This window comes from Sphingomonas sp. CFBP 8760 (assembly GCF_014841615.1).
In the GTDB taxonomy this organism is placed as follows: domain Bacteria; phylum Pseudomonadota; class Alphaproteobacteria; order Sphingomonadales; family Sphingomonadaceae; genus Sphingomonas.
Genome location: NZ_JACYUG010000046.1, coordinates 1 through 2,746 on the forward strand (window position 1 = coordinate 1; position 2,746 = coordinate 2,746).

The 2,746-nt window shown below is 54.1% G+C and carries 3 protein-coding genes; 1 reads left to right on the top strand and 2 read right to left on the bottom strand.

Going from position 1 to position 2,746, the window contains the following annotated elements:
* Positions 1–691: 691 nt before the first annotated feature.
* Positions 692–1,240: an FxDxF family PEP-CTERM protein gene (locus IFT82_RS20245; RefSeq protein WP_192129936.1), complete on the top strand. Its 549-nt coding sequence runs from the start codon at positions 692–694 to the stop codon at positions 1,238–1,240.
* Positions 1,241–1,530: 290 nt separating this feature from the next.
* Here IFT82_RS20245 and IFT82_RS21605 read toward each other — a convergent pair whose 3' ends face one another.
* The gene (locus tag IFT82_RS21605) at positions 1,531–2,007 is read right to left on the bottom strand and encodes an IS5 family transposase (RefSeq protein ID WP_446740994.1); all 477 of its coding nucleotides are present in this window, start codon (positions 2,005–2,007) and stop codon (positions 1,531–1,533) included.
* Entirely contained in the window at positions 1,997–2,485 is a 489-nt protein-coding gene (locus tag IFT82_RS21610) for a transposase (RefSeq protein ID WP_446740993.1), read from the bottom strand. Before IFT82_RS21610 ends, IFT82_RS21605 begins: the two co-directional genes overlap by 11 nt.
* Positions 2,486–2,746 lie beyond the last annotated feature (261 nt).

The following is a 2,746-nucleotide window of genomic DNA, read 5'->3' on the forward strand; positions in this document are numbered from 1 at the left end:
CGAGAGATAGCGACATATCCGAACCCCTTGAGATCGTGATACTTCCCACCACCTGCAGCTGGCATAGCCTTCAACCATTCATAAGCTATCCGCTACCGGGTGTAGGAAAGTATTAATTACGTTTTGTAAGCGCGTAGCTTGCCTAGATCATTTCCTGACACGGCAAATCTGCGCTTGAAATAATCATCATCCGGTTAATTCGCTAAACCGAACAACAATTATTCTAAGTTAATCTACCGTTTTCCACTATCGCAAGCGCGGCTTGATACATCCAAGCTGCCGGAAACACAGAGCAGCTAAAGGTTTGAATTACTATCGGTGGCAGCAAAATAGTCGGCAGACCGTGCGATGGACGGGGCCAAAGATGCTGCGTTGCGGGATCGAACGACCAGCTTGGCCGTTCTCACCTATTCGAACAGGCCCAGATGCTCGTTCCACGGTCGCTTCCCCAAGCCGTCACATAAGCGCGCGGTGCGGCGGGGAATCCCCACCCTAACTCCTTCCAGCCCTAGTTAGGCGACATGCCCTAAGCGATTTGCCTGGCCGACAAATCCAAACCAATTGCCACGACAATTGACCTGTTTATCTCTCAGAAAAATTTGTTAAGACCGCATTAACCATATGGCATGGCTCACGATATTCGCGTAACCGTGTGCTGCACTGCAGCATGACCATTTTTAAGGAATTTCACATGAAGCGACTGATTGTCTCGACCCTTGCGGTTGCCACGATGACCCTGGCCGCACCCGCGGCATATGCAGCGACCTTCCCCGTCGGTGGCACGAACTTCACCGCAACCCCGGGTCCGAATGGCACCTTCGCTGGCGCGTTCTTCAACACCGGTATCGCTGCTGGAGAATTCTCCGACACCTTCACCTTCACGCTTCCGACCAACGGTTTTGGCAGCGGCACGGTGACGACGAGCGCAACGGAATTTGGATCGCCTAACGACCTCGATTTCACTTCGGTGTTCGTCAACGGCGTCGCTGCTGGCATTACTCGTACCGAAGGCGGCCTTTTCGAGGTGGCGTTCACCAACAACATTCCGGTCTTTGCTGGCGTGCTGAACACGATCGTCGTGAACGGTGTTTCGCGCGGCGGTGGTGCTTATGGTGGCCAGGCGTCGTTTATCGCAGCCATTCCCGAAGCTACCACCTGGGCAATGATGCTGGTTGGCTTTGGCATGATTGGTGCTGCTACGCGGTACCGCCGTCGTGCAACGAATGTGCGCTTTGCATAACATTCGCCTTTAAAACAGTTAATAGACCTGCCAATATTATAATTGGCGGGTCTTTTGCTGTCAAACGCGATCGGGTTTGCCATCAGCGTTGAAGAACTCAATATATATTATCTGTAATCCTAACGAATAAGTTACAATATTATCAATAGTCACAAAGACGATTCTGTTATATTGAATTGGTACTTTTTTTATTTGTATAAAAGAAATCAATAAGGTTTATAATTGAGGTATTTAATTCGGATTTGTTGCATAAATCAAACTTAACATGAGAACGTCTTTATTAGCAAATACTATGCAACACGGATAGTGTGTGGGGTTGCTATTTGCGAGAAGCAATTGAGGACTGCGGCGCGGACTTTAAGCTCGGTAATCTGGCGATCGAAGCTGCGTGATGCGACGCGCTCGCCGAGCAGCTTGAAGCAGCGCATCTTGGTCTCGATCAGGCTGCGGCGATGGTAGCCGCTCCACTCCTTCCAGATCGTCCGACCGAGCCTTTTCATCGCACGAAGCGTTTCGTTGCGGGCATCGACGCCAGGTGCGTCCGTCGTCCATGGCTGGCCACCCCGGCGCATGGGGATGACGGCGTCGGCACCTCGCGCCGCAATCGCGGCACGACACTTACTGGTGTCATAGGCACCATCACCACCCACCCTGGTGATCCGCTCATCCGCTGGAACCTGCGCCAGCAGATCCGGCAGTGTCGATGCATCGCCAGCCGCGTTGGGCGTAACCTCGATCGTCCGGATCTCCAGTGTCTCAGCATCGATCCCGAGGTGAACCCTTCGACTGGCTCAGGACAGGCTTGCACCACTGACGGCGATAGGATGCGCCGTGCTTGCGCGTCTTCCATTCGCCTTCGCCCATCATCTTGATTCCGGTGCTGTCGACCAGCAGATGCAGGCCACCTGCACTGGCGCGGCCGCCATTCGGGACTGCCAAGGCCTTCTGCCGCCGGCATAGCGTCGTATAGTCCGGCACCGGCCAATCCAGCTTTGCCATCTTCAGCAAGTTCGCAACCCGCCCATCACCTGACGCAGCGGCAGGCCAAAGACCACCTTCAACGTCAGACAGACCACAATCGCGCTGTCCGAAAAAAAGCTTAGGCCGAGCAGGACGACCATTCGCCGCTGATAGCCACTGCATGCCTGGGTCTAGCCAAATCTCCAGCGATCCCCGCAGCTTGAAATCTGCATTATAGTCGCTCCGGTTCGTCGTCCGGTATTTTGGCGTGGTCGGCTTTGGCATTCTTGCCACCTACCCTTCCTGACCCAGTCAGGGAAGCGTTAGGCCATTATGCAAAAAAGCCCCCTCAACCCAGCGTCAATCAATTCGTCCACGCCGCCTAGGCTTCATAGCCGCTGCGATCGCCTTTGCATCCGCCCACCCTGCCTGATCTTCCCTCGGTTTGATGGACACCGATGATAGGCTCTGCGGAGCCAGGAGGTGTTTTGATGAGCTGCTGCCGGTCCCATGGACACCAAGTTAGGCTACATGAGCCTGCTTCTC

Bases quoted from the DNA above. Each gene is read 5' to 3' on its own strand.
- IFT82_RS20245 (WP_192129936.1), top strand. From the start codon at position 692: ATGAAGCGACTGATTGTCTCGACCCTTGCGGTTGCCACGATGACCCTG.
- IFT82_RS21610 (WP_446740993.1), bottom strand. From the start codon at position 2,485: ATGCCAAAGCCGACCACGCCAAAATACCGGACGACGAACCGGAGCGAC.